The 13,042-nt window shown below is 64.3% G+C and carries 14 protein-coding genes; 9 read left to right on the top strand and 5 right to left on the bottom strand.

Annotated features, from left to right (window positions below; translation table 11 throughout):
* The first annotated feature begins 149 nt into the window (after positions 1–149).
* The 3 genes from FJW05_RS14430 (at position 150) to FJW05_RS14420 (ending at position 1,773) form a co-directional block, all read left to right on the top strand.
* Complete coding sequence (locus FJW05_RS14430) at positions 150–902, top strand: Crp/Fnr family transcriptional regulator (RefSeq protein WP_095767381.1); 753 nt, start codon at positions 150–152, stop codon at positions 900–902.
* 73 nt (positions 903–975) lie between these two features.
* Positions 976–1,302 carry a DUF883 family protein gene (locus FJW05_RS14425; RefSeq protein WP_140633142.1) on the top strand — a complete coding sequence of 109 codons (327 nt, stop codon included), beginning with the start codon at positions 976–978 and terminating at the stop codon, positions 1,300–1,302.
* 6 nt (positions 1,303–1,308) lie between these two features.
* Complete coding sequence (locus FJW05_RS14420; protein WP_140633139.1) at positions 1,309–1,773, top strand: phage holin family protein; 465 nt, start codon at positions 1,309–1,311, stop codon at positions 1,771–1,773.
* A gap of 15 nt (positions 1,774–1,788) precedes the next feature.
* On the opposite strand, the gene FJW05_RS14415 is transcribed toward FJW05_RS14420, so the two are convergent.
* Positions 1,789–3,315 carry an HWE histidine kinase domain-containing protein gene (locus FJW05_RS14415; RefSeq protein WP_140633136.1) on the bottom strand — a complete coding sequence of 509 codons (1,527 nt, stop codon included), beginning with the start codon at positions 3,313–3,315 and terminating at the stop codon, positions 1,789–1,791.
* 157 nt (positions 3,316–3,472) lie between these two features.
* Between FJW05_RS14415 and FJW05_RS14410 the strand changes: the two genes are divergently transcribed.
* On the top strand, positions 3,473–3,676 hold the full coding sequence (locus FJW05_RS14410; protein ID WP_095767385.1) for a hypothetical protein: 204 nt from the start codon (positions 3,473–3,475) through the stop codon (positions 3,674–3,676).
* Between the two features lie 8 nt (positions 3,677–3,684).
* Here the strand turns inward: FJW05_RS14410 and FJW05_RS14405 are convergent, their stop codons facing one another.
* Entirely contained in the window at positions 3,685–4,605 is a 921-nt protein-coding gene (locus FJW05_RS14405) for a diacylglycerol kinase family protein (RefSeq protein WP_140633133.1), read from the bottom strand.
* Between the two features lie 243 nt (positions 4,606–4,848).
* On the opposite strand from FJW05_RS14405, the gene FJW05_RS14400 reads away from it, so the two are divergent.
* Positions 4,849–6,213 (top strand): PRC-barrel domain-containing protein, encoded by a 1,365-nt coding sequence (locus FJW05_RS14400; RefSeq protein ID WP_140633264.1) that lies wholly within the window; start codon positions 4,849–4,851, stop codon positions 6,211–6,213.
* 134 nt (positions 6,214–6,347) lie between these two features.
* Here the strand turns inward: FJW05_RS14400 and FJW05_RS14395 are convergent, their stop codons facing one another.
* Positions 6,348–7,901 carry an alkaline phosphatase family protein gene (locus FJW05_RS14395; protein WP_246673427.1) on the bottom strand — a complete coding sequence of 518 codons (1,554 nt, stop codon included), beginning with the start codon at positions 7,899–7,901 and terminating at the stop codon, positions 6,348–6,350.
* 213 nt (positions 7,902–8,114) lie between these two features.
* On the opposite strand from FJW05_RS14395, the gene FJW05_RS14390 reads away from it, so the two are divergent.
* The 4 genes from FJW05_RS14390 to FJW05_RS14375 all read left to right on the top strand — a co-directional run bounded on the left by FJW05_RS14390 (position 8,115) and on the right by FJW05_RS14375 (position 11,299).
* The gene (locus tag FJW05_RS14390; protein ID WP_140633127.1) at positions 8,115–9,047 is read left to right on the top strand and encodes a VOC family protein; all 933 of its coding nucleotides are present in this window, start codon (positions 8,115–8,117) and stop codon (positions 9,045–9,047) included.
* A 3-nt stretch (positions 9,048–9,050) separates the two neighbouring features.
* Positions 9,051–9,680: an alpha/beta hydrolase gene (locus FJW05_RS14385; RefSeq protein ID WP_140633124.1), complete on the top strand. Its 630-nt coding sequence runs from the start codon at positions 9,051–9,053 to the stop codon at positions 9,678–9,680.
* Between the two features lies 1 nt (position 9,681).
* Positions 9,682–9,981 carry a GNAT family N-acetyltransferase gene (locus FJW05_RS14380; RefSeq protein ID WP_140633121.1) on the top strand — a complete coding sequence of 100 codons (300 nt, stop codon included), beginning with the start codon at positions 9,682–9,684 and terminating at the stop codon, positions 9,979–9,981.
* Between the two features lie 259 nt (positions 9,982–10,240).
* Positions 10,241–11,299, top strand: coding sequence for a dipeptidase (locus tag FJW05_RS14375; RefSeq protein ID WP_140633118.1), 1,059 nt, complete (start codon positions 10,241–10,243; stop codon positions 11,297–11,299).
* A 153-nt stretch (positions 11,300–11,452) separates the two neighbouring features.
* On the opposite strand, the gene FJW05_RS14370 is transcribed toward FJW05_RS14375, so the two are convergent.
* Both FJW05_RS14370 and FJW05_RS14365 read right to left on the bottom strand, forming a co-directional pair.
* On the bottom strand, positions 11,453–11,707 hold the full coding sequence (locus FJW05_RS14370; RefSeq protein ID WP_140633115.1) for a hypothetical protein: 255 nt from the start codon (positions 11,705–11,707) through the stop codon (positions 11,453–11,455).
* 2 nt (positions 11,708–11,709) lie between these two features.
* Positions 11,710–12,948 (bottom strand): aminomethyltransferase family protein, encoded by a 1,239-nt coding sequence (locus FJW05_RS14365; protein WP_140633112.1) that lies wholly within the window; start codon positions 12,946–12,948, stop codon positions 11,710–11,712.
* Positions 12,949–13,042: the final 94 nt, after the last annotated feature.

The following is a 13,042-nucleotide window of genomic DNA, read 5'->3' as shown; positions in this document are numbered from 1 at the left end:
TATGGGGTGTCTCCTTGGCAGCCGCACTCATGCGCGCAATCCGTCACGATGTCATTTAAAAAAGACATGGGCGTGACGCCCGGCGGAACCGCTGCTCCCCTCAAACGTTTCCTTGTGCCCCTAGGGCAGGGATTTCGAAGAGGGGTCGAATGTCCGCGCGTTTGGTTGCCACTCGCCAATATCCTTGCGAAAAATGCCCGCTGCGGCCACTGCCGGCCTTCCGCGAATTCGACGAGCAGGAATTGTCATTTATCGACACCTTCAAGCGTGGCGAATTGGCTGTCGACAAAGGTGCGACCGTGCTGGTCGAAGGCAGCCACAGCGCGCATCTTTACACGGTGCTGTCGGGTTGGGCGTTCCGCTACAAGCTTTTGCCCGACGGGCGCCGGCAGATCCTCAATTTTTCCATGCCTGGCGACCTCATCGGCCTGCAGGGAAGTCTGATGGGCGAAATGCAGCATTCCGTCGAAGCCCTGTCGCCGATGCTGCTTTGCGTTTTCGAACGCGATCAGCTGCAGGAACTCTATCGCAACCATCCCGGCCTTGCCTATGACATCACCTGGATCGCGTCGCGCGAGGAGCGCATGCTGGATGAGAACCTGCTCAGCATCGGCCGCCGCACCGCGCTTGAACGCGCCGCCTATCTTATCGCCTTCATCGCCCGCCGGGCTCGCGGCGCCGGGCTCAATGGCAAGACACCGGTGCAGATCCCGATCACGCAACAGCACATCGCCGACACGCTCGGCCTCTCGCTGGTCCATACCAACAAGACGATCCGCAAGCTGATGGACCGCAAGCTGATCATGTGGCGAGACGGCGGCTGCGAAGTGATCGACTATGACGGGCTGAAGAAGCTTGCCCGCTGGGAGGGGCTAGGCGAGGAATGCAGGCCGCTGATCTAGGTTTGGCTTGCGACGACCGGAACCATGGCGCCGAACGGGCGTTGAAACCAACGCAAACACAAGGAGTTAGAGAATGGCAACCGCCGCAGGCAAATCCGCCGCAGACGAAGCAACCGCCGCCGATCTGGAGGCCGATATCGAGCAACTGAAAGCGGACATCCAGCGACTCACCGAGCAACTCGCCACGACCGGTCAACACGGCTACGGCGCGGCCCGTCGCGCCGCCGCGGACGGCGTCGAGCAATTGCGCGCGCAGGGCGAAGCCGCGTTCGAGAGCATGCGCGGAAGCGCCGAGGATATCGAAGCGCAGCTGATCGCCAAGGTGCGCGAGAAGCCGGTGACCTCGCTGGCCATCGCGGCGGGCGTCGGTTACCTGTTCGCCCTGCTTTCCCGCCGCTAGCCGCAGATGGGGGCGCTTGTCTCGCTGATCTCGGCCCTCGCCTCGGGCGAGGCGATGGCCGCTTTGCATAGGGCGCGGACCGCGGCAATCCTCTACGGGCTTGCCGCCATTTTCGCCTTGTGCGGTGTCGGCTTCCTCATCGGCGCCGCCTACATCTGGCTGGCGGTCCGCTACGGGCCGATGGCGACCAGTCTCGGCTTCGGCATCGGCTTCCTGGTGGTTGCCGGGCTCATCCTCGTCATTCACAAGCTGATGGCCGGCATGCGCAGCAAGCGCCGCGCGCGGCGACGCCAGGCCGATATGACGGCGGCGGGCGTTACCGCCGCACTTGCCTTACTTCCGGCCCTCGCCAAGAGCAAAGGCGGGCTTGGAGCCATTGTCGCGCCTGCCCTGGCGGTCGTCGCGTATGCTATCTATCGCGAGAATACCAAGTCCGGGCCGTCGAAGCCGGACCCGGAAGACTTGCCTTGAGCAGTGCCGGAGCGCTCATTTCAAGGACGACTCGAGCGGCATCGATATTTCGGCGAAGACGCCCTCCGGGCGAAATTCGTGGGTCACCTCGCTGTCGATGACCTTGGCAAGGCTGCGGCGGATCAGGATCGAGCCAAAACCCTGGCGATCCGGAGGCTCGACCCGCGGCCCACCGCTTTCGCGCCAGGTCAGCACCAGGCGGCGCGCGCCTTTGCGGCCTTGCGTCTTCCAGTCGAGATCGACTTTTCCCGACGGCGCGGAGAGCGAGCCGTATTTCAGCGCGTTGCTGGCGAGCTCATGCAGGATCAGGCCGAGCCCGACCGCTTGATCGGGCGAGAGCAGAAGCTCGGGACCCGAAATCGCGATACGCGACTGGCGGCCCGTGTCGAAAGCCCTGACCTCGATGCGTGCCAATTCGCCGATGCCAATGCCGCGCCATTCGCGGTCGGACAGCAGGCTATGGGCGGCGCCGAGCGCCTGCAGCCTGGCACCGAAGGCCTCCAGGAACGCACTTGGCTGGCGAGCGTGGCGGACGGTCTGCGTCGCCAGCGCCTGCACGGTCGCCAATGTGTTCTTGACGCGGTGGTTGAGCTCACGCAGCAAGAGGCGCTGCCGCTCGTCGCCGAGCTTGCGCTCGGTGATGTCGTAGTTGACGCCGAAGATCAGCGTCGGCTTGCCCTCCCCATCGCGTTCGATCACGCGTCCGCGCGTGGCGATCCAGCGGGGTGGATGGGGCCCCTTGACCCGGTACTCGCCAAAATAGTCGTCGCTGCCGCTCAGCGCGTCGCGGAAACGCGTCTCGGTCTGGTAGACGTCGCGCGGGTCGATGGCGCGCAGGATGTCGCGCGCCTTCAGCCGGTTCGAAGGCGGCAGGTTGAAAAGCTCGGCCAGAAGTGTGTCGCATTCGATCATGTCGGTGCGTATGTCCCACGCCCAGCTCGCCAGCGAGGCGGCGTCGAGCGCGATGGCGCGGCGCTTTTCCTCGCGCGCCAGTTCCGCCTTGGCGATGGCGCCGTCGCGGGTGGCGTCCTTCAGCGTGAACAGGCTGGCCGCGAGGTCGGCCAGCGTCCTCAACTTCGCCAGCTTGTCCTCGGCCGAAAACGGTCTCGGCTGGCGATCGAGCACGCAGAGCGTCCCGATCCTGGCACCGGCCACCACCATCGGCACGCCGACAAAAAAACGGATGTGCTGCTTGCCCGTGACCAGCGGATTGTCGGCGAAACGCGGATCGAGCGTGGCGTCGGTCACCACCATGGGATCGTCGCCGGCGGCGATGGCGTGGGCGCAGAAGGAAGTGCTGGTCGGCGTCTCCTTCTCGTCGAGACCGATGCGCGCCTTTAACCGCCGGCGACTGCTGCCGATCAGGTTCACCAGCGCGACGGGCGCTTCGGCGATTGCCGCAGCGAGACCGGTGATACGGTCGAAGTCCGGATCGGTTGCCGTATCCATGGCGCCCAGGCCCTGAAGCAGGGCGAGCCGCTCCGCATCGATCACGACGCGGCTGACGTCTGCCGGCAAACTATCCACCTTGCTGCTCACCATTCCCTCAAAACGCCACGCAATCGACCATCATATACACGCAATCGGTTGCCGCATGCTTGCTGGGCGTCTTTCCCGACACGGAACCTTCCCGAACAGGATCCGTTACCGACCATGTCGTGCCTGAAGCGCCCGCCGCCGCGCAGCATGGAGGCCAATCGTGACCAAGATCGTACCTGAAGACAAAGCTCGCCAGGGGCATTGGGGCTGGCATGCCCTCAGAATCCTCATCGCCGGGCTGCTGCTCGCCTTCATCGCGTGGGGCGCGGTCGAGATCTACGGCGAGCTGATCAAGTCGCCGACGACCCAGCAGAACGTGCCGACGGCGCCGCCCGCCGAGCAGAAATCCACTCAAGGCAGCTGATCTTTCCATCACGCCGCCTTTGCCTGCGCATTGCGGGAGGGGACAAGCACGTTCAGCGCGCCGGGGTGACTCTCGACCGTGGTTTCCCTCTCCAGCCGGATCAATTCGCCGTCCAGCACCGCGCTGAACTTCCTGGTGGGCGAACGGATTTTCAGCACGACCTTGCCAGCCTGATGCACTTCGACATGCGCGCTCTGGCGCAACCTGCCGCGCAGCATGTCCAGCAGCAGCTTCGCCAGATGATGACGCCGGCGCGCGACGCTGACATAGATGCCGAGCACGCCGCCAGCTGGGTTGTCGGCATAGGGCAGGTGGCCTTCGCCGAACAGATTGTTGGAGATGCCGATGCCGGTCGTGCGGGCGACGATCTCGGCCTTGCCGATGCTCAGGCTCACCTTGAGCGCCGGCGGGTTCTTGATAGCCGCCCACGCCGCGCGCACGGACGCCTGCATCTTTCCAAGGCGCGAGCCGAAATCCATTTTCTCGCGCAGCTGGACCATCTTGGCGTGCATGCCGACGGAGAACTGATGCACGAAAGGCTGGCCGTTGGCGCTCGCCATATCGACGGCGATCACCTCGCCGTCGGCAAAAGACTGCAACGCCGCTTCCAGTGTCTGCGGGATGCCCAGGCCGCGCGCAAACAGGTTCATCGTGCCGGCCGGCAAGATGGCCAGGGCCTTCTTCTTGTTCATGAGGAGAGATGCCGCGGTGGAAATCGTGCCGTCGCCGCCGCCGGCGAGAACAACGTCGATATTTCGCCTGGCGATTGCCTTTTCCAGCGCTGTGGCGACGTCGCGACCGGCAACGATGTCGATCTCGACCGAATGCCCCGCCGCTTCGAGGGTCTGATGCAGCTTTTCGGAAAACACTTCGATGTCGATGGTACGGAGGGTGCCGCCGTCCTGGTTCAGCACCGCAGCAAACCGCATATCCTGCTCCGTGTCGGGTCACTTTGAGCCGGCAGACCCTCAGCCGCAGGCTGAAACGAGGACGCCGCCGCAAAGGTTCCACCGGGAGGTCAGCGATCCACGGACGCGTGAACGCGTTGCGGTTGGAACAACCCTCCGGTCACAACGTTGTGAACCTGTAGACATTGCCGCTTCCGACCTGCCGTCAAGAGGCTGGCCAACGGAGCGTCATGCACAGATCAGGCACGAGGAGAGACCACCATGATGATCCGCACTCTTTTTGCGACGACCGCGATCGCAACCCTTCTAGCAACGGGCGCTTTCGCGCAGACGACGCCCGCCCCGGCTCCACAGCCCCCAGCAGCCGAGAATCCGGCGCCGGTCCCGCGCGCCGATGGCGCGCTGATGAGCAATATTATCGGCGAGTCCGTCTATAACGGCACGGGGGACGATGCACAGAATATCGGCAAGGTTGACGATGTCGTCTTCGATGCCAGCGGCAATGCCAAGTCGGCCATTATCGGGGTCGGCGGGTTCCTTGGCGTCGGCAAGAAGGACGTCGCTTTCGACTACGGCAAGCTGGAATGGGCAGAGAAGAACGGCGACCGCTGGCTGGTCGCCAAGTCGACCAAAGAGGAGCTGAGCGCTTTGCCGGCATTCGACCGCAAGCCTTATGATCCGGCGCCGGCGCAGTCGACCGGCGCTACGCAGCCCGCCAATAACACGACGACAGCCCAGGCTCCCGCGGCCGCACCGGCCGAGCCGGTGAAAAAGGCGGAGGGCAACCTCGCCACCAACATCATGGGCGAGTCGGTTTATAACGGCACTGCGGACGACGCCCAGAAGATCGGCGACGTGAAGGACATCGTGCTTGCCAAGGACGGCAAGGCCGAGTCGCTGGTGATCGGCGTCGGCGGCTTCCTCGGCATCGGCACGAAGAACGTCACTTTCGACTTCGACAAGGCGAAATGGGCGGAAAAGAACGGCGACCGCTGGCTGGTGGCCGAGACGACGAAGGAGCAGCTGCAGGCCCAGCCGGAGTTCGACCGCAAGCCCTATGATCCGGCGCCCGGCACGACGACGGCCGCGAACAACGCGCCGGCAACGACCACGCCTGCGGTGGTCGCTTCGGGCACGACGTCCGATAAGGGAGCGAAGCCGGCAGAGCCCGCCAAGCCGACGGCCGAAAACAAGCCTGCGACGCCGCCGGCCCAGGGCACGGCTGAGAACAAGCCCGCCGATAATAGCGGCGCTGCCACCGACCAGACCAAGACCGCTTCCATCGACAAGTCGACACTGACCGAGATGCCGATGGGCAACATGCGCGTCGACGACCTCAAGGGCACGACGGTCTATGGCGCAAACGACGACAAGATCGGTTCGATCGGCGATGTCGTGCTGACGCCCGACAACAAGCCTGACGCGGTCATTGTCGACGTCGGCGGCTTCCTCGGCATCGGCGCCAAGGAAGTGGCGATCGGCATGGATAAGCTCAAATTCATGACCGACAAGAACGGCAAGAAGTATCTCTACACCAACTTCACCAAGGAACAGCTGCAGGCGCAAACGGCCTATGACAAGAGCAGTTATGCCGCCAATCGCGACCAGCAGAGGATGATTCTGAAGTGACGATCAGCCAGTAGGCAGTAGGAATTAGGCAGTAGGGTATAGGGAAAGAGGCTATTGCCTCCGGCCATCCAACGCGGACCATCTCCTACTGCCTACTGCCTACTGCCTACTGCCTACTGCCTACTGCCTACTGCCTACTGCCTACTCACGTACCCCACCACTCCATCTTCCGTTAGTTCCGCCAGGGCAAGGGACTGATCGAGGTGAGCGGCACGCCAGGCAAGCATCTTCTCGGCGAACTCGAGCCGTACCGGGACATAGGCCGGGTCGTTCGCCACATTGTTCAGCTCGCCTGGGTCCTTCGATAGGTCGAACAGAAGCGGCGGCAGGCCGCCGCCGAAATGGACATATTTGAAGTCCATGGTACGGATGACGGCGAGGTTGCAGGCGTTCGACGCGATACCGAAATGGCGTTCGGCTTCGCCTTGGGCGACCGTGCGGAAATCAAACTCCCAATGCGCGGCGTCGCGCCAGGCTTCCGGTTCGGTTCCGTCCAGCCAAGGCGCGAGCGAACGACCGTCGAGGTGGCGCTGCGGGGCGGCGCCGATCAGGTCGAGCACGGTCGGGAAGATATCGACAGCTTCAGTGAAGCGATCCACGGACGAACCGGCCATGGCTCCCCGCCGCGGATCGCGGATGATCAACGGAATGTGGTAGCTGGCGTCGAAGAAGCCGCCTTTGCCGAGCATGAAATGATCGCCCATCATCTCGGCATGGTCGGAGGTGAGCACGATCACGGTGTCGTCCCAGGCGCCCGCCGATTTGATGGCCTGCCAGATGCGGCCGAGCTGCGCGTCGACCTCGGAGATCATGCCGTAATAGATCGCGCGGATGCGGCGAAAGTTCTCCTCGCTCCAGTCGGGCATGTTGCCCTCGATGCCGGGGACGAATTTTGTCCGCTTCTGCCCGGCCAGATCGTAGGCGAGATAGGGATGGCTCCCGGCTTCGGCCTGCCAACTTGCAGCGCGTTTGAACGCGGGCCCTTCGGCCGGATCGTACATGCTGTTGTAGGGCTCCGGCACGATGAAGGGCGGGTGCGGGCTGATGAAGGAGATATGCGCGAACCACGGCGCGCGCCTCTCCTGCTCGCCAAGCCAGCGGATGAATTCGCCGGCCAGGAACGCGGTCGGCGTCTGGTCTTTCGAATAGATCGGCGGCGCGTTGGTCACATCGCGTTCCGCCTGGCCGCGGGCCGGACGGTGGATGTCGGGGCTGCCTGCGCCGGTGTCGATGCCTTGGGTCCCCAGCCATGACAACCATTGCTTCTGATGCTCGGGCAGGGCCTGGCGCACGGTGAATCCCGGCAGCACGCCTTCATAGCTGCGCAGGCGCGGATCCCCGGCCGCCAGCCGGCGCGGATCGAGCGCGACATCGGTGTAGCCGAACAGGGTGGGATCATAGCCCGCCGCGCGCGCCGAAAGCGCGATGTTGCCATGGCGCGCGTCAAGCGGCGTGCCGTTGCGGCAGACGCGATTGTTCATCTGGTAGAGCCCGGTATAGAGGCACGCGCGGGCAGGCGAGCAGGGTGCCGCCCCGCCATAATGGCGGCGGAAAAGCACGCCTTCCGCGGCGAGCGCATCCACATTCGGCGTCTTCACCACCGGATGGCCGGCCGCCGACAGGCAATCGCCACGCCACTGGTCGCAGGTGATGAGCAGGACGTTCGGGCGGTGCGTGCGATTGTCCAAGATCGTCTCCTTGTGGAAGCGTTCAGATGGAACGGAAATCACCCGTGTTGCAAGCCAAGCTTGGCGACAGATTGGTGAACACATTTCGAACAGGCGTTCACTTTTATGATACAGTCCATTCTTTGTTTGCCCGCTTTGCCGCCGGCCCGCTCATCCTCATATTGGCGTGGACAGCGGCAAGGGTCGCACAAGGACAAGGGAAGGAGCACGACTATGCTCAATCAGATACAGGGGCTGCATCACGTCACCTCGATGGCGAGCGACGCGCGCCGCAACAATGAGTTCTTTACGAAAAAGCTTGGCCTGCGCCGGGTGAAGAAGACCGTCAATTTCGACGCGCCGGACGTCTACCATCTCTACTATGCCGACGAGGTCGGCACGCCGGGTTCGGTGATGACCTATTTCCCGTTCCCCGATATCGCCAAGGGCCGGCACGGCGTCGGCGAGGTGGGCTCGACGGTGTTCTCGGTGCCGGAAGGCACGTTGGCCTATTGGCAAAAGCGCTTCGCCGATGAAGGCGTGGGCAACGTCGCCCGCGCGGAAGCTTTTGGCGAGAAGCGGCTTACTTTCACCGGTCCCGACGGCGACAGTTTCGCGCTCGTCGAGGACAAGGCTGACAAACGCGTGCCGTGGATCAAAGGCGGCGTTCCCGGCGACGAGGCGATCCGCGGCTTTCACTCGGTCTCGCTCCGGCTGAAGGACGGCGGCGCCACCGAGGAGCTTTTGAAGTTCATGGGCTATGAGGAGGTCGACAAGTCCGGCAATATTCGCCGGCTGGCGATCAAGAACGGCAACGGCGCCGATGTCGTCGACATCGAATCGCTGCCGGGCGCCGGCTTTGCCAATCTTGGCGCCGGCTCGGTGCACCATGTCGCCTTCGCGGTCGAGAATCGCGCCAAGCAGTTGGAAGTTCGAAAGGCGCTGGTCGACACGGGCTATGGCGTGACGCCGGTCATCGATCGCGATTATTTCTGGGCGATCTATTTCCGCACGCCGGGCGGCGTGCTGTTCGAGGTTTCGACCAACGAGCCGGGCTTCGACCGCGACGAGGACACCGCGCATCTCGGCGAGGCGCTGAGGCTGCCGGCGCAGCACCAGCATCTGCGGCCCTATCTCGAACAGCATCTGCAGAAGCTGGAAGACTGAGCCATGAGCAAGGACGCTTACATCCACAAGGTGCTGCCCGGTTCGCCGGGCAGCCCGCTGCTCTTCGTCCTCCACGGCACCGGCGCCGACGAGAACCAGCTTCTCGGCTTCGGCCGCGAGCTTATGCCTTCGGCGACGATCGTCTCGCCGCGCGGCGATGTGTCGGAGCACGGTGCTCCCCGGTTCTTTCGCCGCACCAGCGAGGGCGTCTACGACATGGACGACCTGGCGCGCGCGACCTCGAAGATGGCGGGCTTCGTCAAGGCGCATGTCGAGACCGCAAAAGCCTCGGCGGTGTTCGGCCTCGGCTACTCCAACGGCGCCAACATCCTGGCCTCGGTGGTGTTTGGCGAGCCGGGCCTGTTCGACGCCGCGGCGTTGATGCATCCGCTGATCCCGTTCGAACCCCGCGTCCAGGGCAGCCTTGCCGGCCGCCGCATCCTGATCACGGCCGGCAGGCGCGACCCGATCTGTCCGCCCAATTTGACGTCGCGGCTCGAGGCCTATTTGCGCGCCGACGGCGCCGATGTCACAGTGGAATGGCACGACGGCGGGCACGAGGTTCGGCCCAATGAAATCGAGGCGGCGCGGCGGCTTTTTGCGCCGGCGCCGGTTGCCGGAGGAGGCAAATAACATGGCCGACCAACTGCCCGAGATCGAACTGGAAGACCGCGGCTCCAAGGGACGTTACGTGCTGCGCGGCCCGGGCGGCGCCGAGGCCGAGATGACGTTCACCAAGATCGGCGAGCACCAGCTGATCATCGACCACACCGAGGTGCCGGACGTCTTTCGCGGCCAGGGCGCCGGGCTTCGGCTCGTCACGCGCGCGGTCGAGGATGCGCGCGCCGCCTGCAAAAAGATCATCCCGCTCTGCCCCTTCGCCAACGCCCAGTTCCGCCGCCACCCGGAATGGGCGGATGTGCTGAAACAGTAGCACCGTCTTTCCCTTCTCCCCCTGTGGGAGAAGGTGGCTGCGCAGCGGCCGGATGAGGGGTGTTCCAGGAAAAGCCAGCGTCTCACTCCGCTGGAACACCCCTCATCCGTCTCGGCGCTATCGCGCCGATCCACCTTCTCCCACAAGGGGAGAAGGGGAAGCTCTTGGCATTTGCACCGTCCGGTCATCTTGCCTAAGTTGACGGTTCGCCCGGACGAAATCTGTCGTCCCGCCCGTCCCCGATTTGAATGGCTCCCTGATGACCGATACCGACCTGATCCCCGTTTTCGACGGACATAACGACACGCTGCTTCGGCTCTACCAGTCGAAGGAAGCCGACGTCGAAAAGCTGTTCATCGAGGGGACGCCGGGCGGGCATATCGATCTGCCGCGCGCGAGGAAGGGCGGCTTTGCCGGCGGCATGTTCGCGATCTTTCCGCCGCCGGTCGAAAAGTCGAAACGCAGCGCCGTGCCGCCGGCGCCGAGCGACAATGAACCGCTGCCGCCGGAACTGCCCCAGGCCGAGGCGATCACCTCGACAATCGGCATGGCTTCGATCCTGTTCCGGCTGGAGCGCGCCGGCGCTCTGACCGTCTGCCGCAGCGCCGGCGATGTGCGGGACGCGATGGCCAAGGGCTCGATCGCGGCGGTGTTCCACATCGAAGGGGTCGAGGCGATCGATCCGGGGCTTGCCATGCTCGATGTGCTGCATGCCGCAGGGCTGCGCTCGCTGGGCATCGTCTGGAGCCGCCCCAACGCCTTCGGCAACGGCGTGCCGTTCCGCTTTCCGTCCTCGCCCGACACCGGGCCTGGTCTCACCGATGCCGGCAAGGCGCTGGTCAAGGCGTGCAACCAGCTCAGGATCATGATCGACCTCTCGCATCTCAACGAGAAGGGTTTTCGTGACGTGGCCGAGCTTAGCGATGCGCCGCTGGTCGCGACCCATTCCAATGTGCATGCGATCTGCGGCCATTCGCGCAACCTGACCGACTGGCAGCTCGGCGCGATCCGCGAGTCCGGCGGCATGGTGGGCCTGAACTTCGCCACCGGCTTCCTGCGCGAGGACGGCCGCATGAACGCCGACACCAGCATTGATATCATGGTGCGCCACATCGACTCGCTGTTGCAGGCGCTGGGTGAAGACGGCGTCGGACTGGGCTCGGATTTCGACGGCGCCATGATCCCGGCCTCCATCGGCGACGTCGCCGGTCTGCCGAAGCTCATCGATGCGCTGGCGGCACGCGGTTTCGGGCGCGCGCTGATCGAGAAGATCGCTTATCGCAATTGGTTGAGCGTGCTTGAACGCACGATCGGCTGAGACCCTGTCGATATTCAGGTGATGCCGGCCTGCAAACAGCGGCTCTCTGCGCTTCCGGTGCTCACGTACTTTAAGTACGCTCCGCTCCGGTTCTCGAGAGCCACTGTTTTCGACTTGGCCTGACCTGAATCTCGGCAGGGTCTTGGCGCGCTGTCAGCGGTGGCCCATGCGCTTCAGCCATTCCTTGCCGACGCTGCGGTCGCGGATGATTGGCAGGGGATCCTCATGGTCGAGCCGGGCGCAAATGCGGTAGACCTCGAGCGTCTCGGCGTTCATCTCGCCGCGCTTGAAGAAATACATCGCCGCCGCGTAGCGGGTGCGGCCGGACCACATCTCGCCGAGTGGCGTGTTGACCAGTTGCCACTGCTCGGCGGCTTCCGCTTCCAGGTCTTCCGCTTCGCTTGCCATAGTCAAAAGTCCGCGGGCGGGTTGGCGGTGCGGCGGTCGAGCTTGATGAAGGGCCTCGGCACCAATTTCGCCTTTTTCATCAGCTTCTGGTACTGCAGCTCGCGCATGGCGTAAATCTCGACCCAGAGGTCGTCGACGATTGTTTCGCCATAGGGTCGCCGCAGCGAGGCGAGCGCGATGTTGCGCTTGGCCATGGGCGACCACATCGCCGCGCTGACCAGCCCGACTTCCCGGCTCTTCTTGTAGTAGACGATCGCATGCTCGGCCGGGATGTTGCCGTCGATCTCCAGGCCGACCAGCACATGGCGCAGCTTCTTCTTCGTCCGGGCTTCGAGGATGGCGCGGCGGCCGTTGAAATGGCCTTTGTCCGGATCGATCATGAAGCCGAGGCCGATCTCGTCCGGCATGCGCAGGCGGTCGGCGCGGATCGCGTGCTCGGCAGCTGTGAAATCGGCATTGGCGACGATCAGCCCCGCCTCCAGCCGGGCGCGGTTCAGCGCGGTATAGCCAATAGCGCGAATGCCGCGCAGCTCGCCCGCCGCCATCAGCCGGTCCCACAGGCACAGCGCCTTGTCGGCCGGCACGAACAATTCGTAGCCGAGATCGCCGGTGAAGCCGGTGCGCGAGATGGTCACCGCAGCGTCGTCATGCGCGAACTCGGCGACGTCGAAGATTTTCAGCCGCTCGACGCCTGCAAAGCCCGCTTCGCGCAGGATGGCGAAGGAGGTCGGGCCCTGGAGCGCCAGTCCGGCGACCGCTTCGGTCTCTTCCTCGACACTGATCTCATAGCCGATCGCGCTGTCGAGCAGCCAGGGCAGATGCCTTTCCTGCGAGCACAGTCGGAAGCGTGTTGCCGACAGCCGGAACAGCGTGCCGTCGTCGAGCACGAAACCTTCGTCGTCGCACCAGGCGGTGTAGTGGACGCGGCCGGGTTTCAGCTTTGTCACGTCGCGCAGCGTGACGCGGTCGAGATAGGCTTCGGCGTCCGGACCCTCGATCCGGTATTTGGTCATCGGCGAGATGTCGAACAGCGCCGCCTGGCTGCGGATGGCGAAATATTCGAGCTTCTCGTCCCACAGCGAATGCGGCGCGCGGTAGCCGGCCCAGTTGTACCAGTCGTTCGTCAGCGCCAGCGCGTCGATGCGCGGCTGGAAGGGCGTGCCCATGCGCAAAGTGCGGAAGTGGGATTGGGCGAGGGTGCGGGTGTCGGTCGACGGCTTTATGGTGGGATGATGGTTCATGACGGCGTTCCTTCGCGCCCCCCTCTGCCCTGCCGGACATCTCCCCCACAAGGGGGGAGATTGGACGTCACGCTGGCTTTCGCCAATCTCCAAC

It is taken from the genome of Mesorhizobium sp. B2-9-1, from assembly GCF_006439455.1.
Taxonomy (GTDB): Bacteria; Pseudomonadota; Alphaproteobacteria; order Rhizobiales; family Rhizobiaceae; genus Mesorhizobium.
This window is presented reverse-complemented; position numbering and strand designations above follow the sequence as displayed.